Origin of the sequence: Bacillus cereus group sp. BfR-BA-01316 (genome assembly GCF_022664195.1) — a bacterium.
Classification (GTDB): domain Bacteria; phylum Bacillota; class Bacilli; order Bacillales; family Bacillaceae_G; genus Bacillus_A.
In genome coordinates this window covers 210270-217245 of record NZ_JAKUGX010000006.1, presented here as the reverse complement: position 1 = coordinate 217245, position 6976 = coordinate 210270, and the positions used below count along the sequence as shown (strand labels likewise).

The following is a 6976-nucleotide window of genomic DNA, read 5'->3' as shown; positions in this document are numbered from 1 at the left end:
TTACGTATGGGTTACTCGATAAAATTTGAATTTCTCTTTCTGTAAATAGCTTTTTTGTCATTTTGAACATTCTCCGATCCCAATTTTCCTCTTATTATACAAGAAATACCCGATAGAATAGACTTTTTTTAAGTGTCTATTCTATCGGGTACATTTTATACTAAGCTTCTTTTTTTATTATCGTAAATTATTGCGACTAATTACGCTTCCTCTTGCTTAAATAAAACTCCTTTTATTATTCTCAAAAATGACACATAATAAGTGATTTAAATCACCACATTGATTTGAATTTATCGCTATTCTTGATTTAGATATTACATTTAAACTTTATGGAGGCATTCATATGAAACATACATTTACTGAAACTTCAATTATCGGTGAGATTGTAACACAATTTCCGAAAGCTAGTGATCTTTTTAAATCATATAGAATAGACTTTTGTTGTGGTGGTAATAGACCACTTATTGATGCAATTAATGAAAGAAATTTATCAGCATCAGAGGTAATCACAGAATTAAACACGCTTTATCATAAAACAAAACTATTAAACAAATCTGAAATTGATTGGAAAAATGCTTCTTATCAAGAATTGATTGATTATGTTGTAAATAAGCATCATCGCTATTTAAATGAAGAATTGCCACAGTTAAGTCCATATGTGACGAAAGTATTACGCGTTCATGGGGCAAGTCAGCCTCATTTAGCTCAAATTCATAAGCTATTTCATGAACTTAAGATTGAATTAGAACAGCATTTAATTAAAGAAGAAACGGAAGAGTTCCCATTAATTTTAGAATTCGAACAAAATCCGACTGATGAAAATTATGCAAAATTACGTATAGTAGTAGAAGAATTAGAAAGTGAGCATGACCACGCTGGCAATATTATTAAAGAACTTCGTAAGGTGACAAATGACTTTACTCCACCAGAAGGAGCTTGTGGCACTTATCGCCTTGTTTACCAGCGCCTTGAAGCTCTTGAATCTGACTTATTTGAACATATTCATTTAGAAAATAACATTTTATTTCCACGTGCTATCGCAAAAGCTTAAATACAGCGCAGGACATGAGCATTTTTACTCATGTCCTGCTTTTCATTTTGTAAAAACATTCACACTTTCCCCCACCGTTTCACTGGACAGCTTGATATAATTTAATTTATCGAAGGTACATATCAGGTAGCATTAAGGAGTTGTATTTATGAAAGAAAAGATGATAAAAAACATTTACGAGAGATCTTCCTCTTTAAAGACCTTTCAGAAGAAGAACTACAGCCTGCTATGGAGGGTTCTTCATTTCAAACTGATTATTCCTCCTTACTCCCTTCTTTCATTCCACTAAAAAACATATTCTCTCATTAAATAAAACTTCTAATCAATGGGAGTTTATTCATTCCCCTACAGACTATTAAGCATCCGTCTATCCTTTCGCTTCTCCCTTCACATACGTCCGAATTTTAACAATTTGTGAATCATTATAAAAATGTGATAAATATCACATCTCCCTCTTTTTTAATTTTCTATAATGGAAACATAATATACTTTGTTCAACTTTTCACATAAAAGGGGAAATGAATATGAAAACACGTTTAGTTATGATCGGAAATGGTATGGCTGGAATACGCTGTATAGAAGAAATATTAAAACATGATAGTGATTCATATGAGATTACTATTTTTGGAGATGAACCACATCCAAACTATAATCGCATTATGCTCTCTCATGTTCTGCAAGGAAAAACAAATATGCAAAATATCATTATGAATGAATATAGTTGGTACGAAGAAAACGAAATAACTTTATATACAAACGAAAGAGTTCAAAGTATTGACCGAGAAGAAAAAGTCATTGTCACAGAAAAAAATCGTACTCTTACATATGACAAACTCATTATCGCAACGGGATCTAGTGCTTTTATATTACCTGTTGAAGGTTCCATCCTTCCTGGTGTGACTGGATTTCGAACAATTGAAGATACACAATTTATGATTAATACTGCTAAAGAAAAGAAAAAGGCCGTTGTCATTGGTGGTGGATTACTTGGTTTAGAAGCCGCAAGAGGCCTCATTGACTTAGGAATGGACGTACATGTTGTTCATTTAATGCCGAACTTAATGGAGCAACAACTAGATGCTAAAGCCGCTTCTCTATTGCGTGAAGATTTAGAAGCGCAAGGCATGAAATTTCTCATGGAAAAGAAAACTGTAAAGATTCTTGGTACAGATTATGTTGAGGGTATTCAATTTGAAGATGGTGAAATTTTAAATTGTGATTTAATCGTAATGGCTGTCGGAATACGTCCGAATACTCAAATAGCAAAAGATGCTGACTTAATTGTAAATCGCGGTATTGCAGTCAACGACTATATGCAAACAAATGATGAATCCATTTATGCAGTTGGTGAATGTGCAGAACATGACGGTATCGCATATGGACTTGTTGCTCCTCTTTATGAACAAGGTGCAATATTAGCAAAACATATAACAAATTTACAAACTGATGGATATGTGGGTAGTATCGTCGGTACACAATTAAAAGTTGCAGGTTGTGATTTATTCTCTGCTGGTCAAATTTATGAAGATGATCAAACGAAAGCAATTTCAATATTTGATGAATGTAAACGTTCCTATAAAAAAGTATTAATTCGTGACAATAAAGTCGTTGGTATCGTTTTATATGGTGATACTGCTGATGGTACACGCCTCTTTAGCATGTTAAAAAAAGAAGAAGATATACAAGAATATACACCAGCTTCCCTTCTTCACAAAGCTGGTGAAGAAAGTGAACTTAACGTTGCTACTATGAGTGCGGATGACACTGTGTGCGGATGTAATGGTGTTACGAAAGGCACAATCGTTCATGCCATTTTAGAACAAGAATTAACTACTTTTGAAGAAGTAAAAGGCTGCACGAAAGCCGCAGGATCTTGTGGTAAATGTCGCCCACTTGTTGAACAAATTTTATCTCATACACTTGGAGATGCTTTTGATGCCTCAGCACAATCTGCCGGTATGTGTGGATGTACAACTTTATCACGTGATGAAGTTGTAGCGGCAATTCATGAGAAAGGTTTAAAATCGCCAAAAGAAGTACGAAATGTACTCGGTTTTGCACATGAAGACGGCTGTTCGAAATGTCGTCCTGCTTTAAATTACTATTTACGTATGGCGATTCCAGAAGAATATACAGATGATAAATCATCCCGTTACGTTAATGAAAGAATGAATGGTAACATCCAGCATGATGGTACATTTTCTGTTATTCCACGTATGTACGGAGGCGTTACAACCGCAGATGATTTAATGAAAATTGCTGAAGTTGCGAAAAAATATGACGTCCCTCTCGTGAAAATTACAGGTGCAAGTCGAATCGGCTTATATGGTGTTAAGAAACAAGACTTACCTAACGTATGGGCCGATTTAAATATGACTTCTGGATATGCGTATTCAAAATCTCTTCGTAATGTAAAATCATGTGTTGGTTCCCGCTTCTGCCGTTTCGGTACGAAAGATTCATTAGGACTTGGTATGCTACTTGAACAATCATTAGAAATGGTAGATACACCTCATAAAATGAAGATGGGTGTAACGGGTTGTCCACGTAACTGTGCGGAAGTACTTACGAAAGATTTTGGTGTTGTTTGTGTCGAAAATGGATTCCAACTTTATATCGGCGGAAATGGTGGTACGGAAGTACGTGAAGCTGACTTTGTAATGATTGTCCCTACTGAAGATGATGTACTTCACATCGCTACAGCTTACGTACAATATTATCGTGAAACTGGTATTTACGGAGAGCGCACTGCCTACTGGACAGAACGATTAGGCTTCGATCACATAAAAGAAATACTACAAGAGGCAAACATGGTCACTATGTTAAATGAGCGTTTCCAAAAAGCTCGTAGCACATATACGGAAGCATGGGGACAAGCACTAGAAACGAAATCACAAAAAGCGATGTATGAAGTAGAAACTGTAAAATAAGGAGCGTGCACTATATGTTACAAACGAAAGAAAAAATAAAAATTATGCGTGCGGAAGACCTTCCTATTCAAATTGGTAAAGAGGTGCAAATGAAAGGTATGTCTATCGCCCTATTTCGTCTCTCAAATGGCGATATTCGAGCTGTAGAAAATCGTTGCCCTCATAAAAATGGACCGTTAGCAGAAGGAATTGTATCTGGGGAATTCGTCTTTTGTCCACTACATGATTGGAAAATTTCATTAATAACAGGTGAAGTTCAAAAGCCGGATGACGGTTGTATTCAAACGTACGAAGTAGAAGTAATTGACGAGGATATTTATATATACATGTAATTTACAAAAGGAAGCCTACCCTGGCTTCCTTTTAAATAAAAACTAAATGAGGTGCGAATATGAACGGATATATATATTTAGTTGGTGCAGGACCAGGTGATGAGGGGCTAATTACAAAAAAAGCGATAGATTGCTTAAAGCGTGCAGATATTGTCTTATATGACCGCTTATTGAACCCTACCTTTCTTAGTTATACGAAAGGAACATGCGAACTTATTTATTGCGGAAAAATGCCAAAGAATCATACTATGCGACAAGAAATGATTAATGCCCACCTACTTCAATTTGCGAAAGAAGGGAAAATCGTTGTCCGCTTAAAAGGCGGAGATCCATCTATTTTCGGCAGAGTTGGTGAAGAAGCAGAAACTTTAGCGGCAGCGAACATTCCATATGAAATTGTACCAGGTATTACATCTAGCATCGCCGCTAGTAGCTATGCAGGTATCCCCCTCACCCACCGTGACTACAGTAATAGCGTTACTTTACTAACTGGACATTCAAAAGGTCCTTTAACCGATCATGGAAAATACAATTCATCCCACAATAGCGACACGATCGCCTACTACATGGGTATAAAAAACTTACCTACAATTTGTGAAAGCTTACTACAATCAGGAAAGAAAACAGATACGCCTGTAGCAGTCATTGAATGGGGTACAACTGGAAAACAGCGCGTTGTCACAGGGACACTATCAACAATTGTTCATAACGTCAAAAACGAAAATATTTCTAACCCTTCAATGACGATTGTTGGTGATGTCGTTTCCTTGCGTAACCAAATTGCTTGGAAAGAACGTAAACCATTGCATGGTAAAAAAGTATTATTTGCATCTGCAACAAATAAAGAAAGTTCAATAAAACAACTATTACAAGAATCCGGTGCAGAAATATATCAAATTCCAACCTTCAAAAAAGAAGAATACGCATTAACTTCTGAACAAATCCATGAAATTTTCAAAGTAAATCGCCTTGTATTTTGTTCAGCTGAAAGTGTAGAAATCTTGATGCAATCATGCAGTAAACATCATAAAGATATTCGTTCCTTACAGGCGGAACTGCAGTATATGAACGGTGCCACTCAAGAAAAAATGATGCACTATGGACTATTAAGTAAACAAGCAATATTCTCTTCCGATACAACTGTTTATTTAGGCCGGAACATTAATCGAATTGCTTTCATTCAAGAAAAAATTGGTGCAGGCTCCTATATGATGACTCATGAGTATAAAATTGATCATCGATTCGATGAAATTCATTCACGTATGCTTTCTGAATTCTCATGGGATAGCATTGTATTTGAAGGACGTGCTTCAATTGATACGTTTTTATCAGAAGTAAAACGCCTTGGCTTTATGCATACTCTTACTCTTCCCTTCTCATATACCGATGTTCCAACTTTACAGTATGCAAATAAAGTCGGGTTTCAAAACGTAGATCATCAATTACAAGAAATTGTTATGAAGAAAGACAGGGTGAGACAATGAAAGGAATTATATATGTTGGACACGGTAGCCGACTGCAAGAAGGTAACGAACAATTCATTCACTTTATTCAATCTGTTATGAAAGAACGTAACGAAAGGATTCAAAAAATAGCTTTTCTTGAACTAACAACACCTACCATTCATGATGCAGTTACAGAAGCAGTAATAGAGGGAGCGACTGACATAATGATTGTACCTGTTTTATTATTTGCGGCTGCTCATTATAAACGTGATATTCCTTTTGAAATAGAGCAAATGCAAAAGAAATATTCACATTTAACATTTTCAGTTGCACCACCTTTTAGTACGCATCCACATATGGTTGAACTTGTAGTGAAAAGAATACGTGAAACTATGCCAATGCAAGGTAGTAAAATTCTACTCGTAGGACGAGGTAGTAGTGACCCTCAGCCTATTTATGAATTACAGCAAATTGGAGCAGCTGTCGAACGAGAACTCGATATGCCGGTATCTTGTTCCTTTTTAACAAAAGGAACCCCCTCTTTTACTGCTGAACTTAAAAATATAACATTGAATGCTTCCCGTGTATATGTCATGCCGTACCTTCTCTTTACCGGATTATTGCTTCAAAAAATTAAATTACATACAAAAAAATATAATCACGTTACGACTTGTAATTGTCTTCAATTTGATACATACATGAAGTTAGCATTATTAGAACGAATGGAGGAATGTGTGTATGTATAACATGTACCCTCTTATGTTTAATTTAAATAAAAAAGTGGTCGTTATAGTTGGTGGAGGTAAAATTGCATATCGAAAAGCAGCTGGATTAAAGGATACAGGCGCTTTTGTCACCGTTGTTAGCCCAGAGATTTGTGAGGAAATGAAGGAGCTTCCTTATATTACATGGAAGCAAAAAACTTTTACTAATGATGATATTAAAGATGCCCATCTTATTTATGCGGCAACAAATCAACATACTGTAAATATGATGGTCAAACAGGCCGCTCATGATTTTCAATGGGTTAACGTTGTAAGTGACGGTACAGAATCATCATTTCACACACCTGGTGTCATCCGAAATGATGAGCATGTTTTCACTATTTCAACTTCAGGTAAAGATCCATCGTTTACAAAACGTATGAAACAAGAATTATCATCTGTCCTTCCTAAACTTATAAAAAAACTTTCTCGTACTCAGAAATTGTAATCTATC

The 6976-nt window shown here is 35.7% G+C and carries 6 protein-coding genes; all 6 read left to right on the top strand.

The genetic code is table 11. From position 1 onward, the window contains the following. Window positions 1-343 precede the first annotated feature (343 nt). The 6 genes from ric (at window position 344) to MR071_RS07995 (ending at window position 6970) form a co-directional block, all read left to right on the top strand. Complete coding sequence (gene ric, locus MR071_RS08020) at window positions 344-1051, top strand: iron-sulfur cluster repair di-iron protein (protein ID WP_105586602.1); 708 nt, start codon at window positions 344-346, stop codon at window positions 1049-1051. A gap of 524 nt (window positions 1052-1575) precedes the next feature. Next, window positions 1576-3981, top strand: coding sequence for an NADPH-nitrite reductase large subunit (gene nirB / locus MR071_RS08015; protein ID WP_242235652.1), 2406 nt, complete (start codon window positions 1576-1578; stop codon window positions 3979-3981). Window positions 3982-3995: 14 nt separating this feature from the next. After that, on the top strand, window positions 3996-4313 hold the full coding sequence (gene nirD / locus MR071_RS08010) for a nitrite reductase small subunit NirD (RefSeq protein WP_105586604.1): 318 nt from the start codon (window positions 3996-3998) through the stop codon (window positions 4311-4313). Window positions 4314-4372: 59 nt separating this feature from the next. Continuing rightward, window positions 4373-5797 (top strand): uroporphyrin-III C-methyltransferase, encoded by a 1425-nt coding sequence (locus MR071_RS08005; protein ID WP_242235650.1) that lies wholly within the window; start codon window positions 4373-4375, stop codon window positions 5795-5797. After that, complete coding sequence (locus tag MR071_RS08000) at window positions 5794-6504, top strand: sirohydrochlorin chelatase (RefSeq protein WP_242235648.1); 711 nt, start codon at window positions 5794-5796, stop codon at window positions 6502-6504. Before MR071_RS08005 ends, MR071_RS08000 begins: the two co-directional genes overlap by 4 nt. Then, window positions 6497-6970: a precorrin-2 dehydrogenase gene (locus tag MR071_RS07995; RefSeq protein WP_105586607.1), complete on the top strand. Its 474-nt coding sequence runs from the start codon at window positions 6497-6499 to the stop codon at window positions 6968-6970. The genes MR071_RS08000 and MR071_RS07995 overlap by 8 nt, the downstream gene beginning before the upstream one ends. The last annotated feature ends 6 nt before the right edge of the window (window positions 6971-6976 follow it).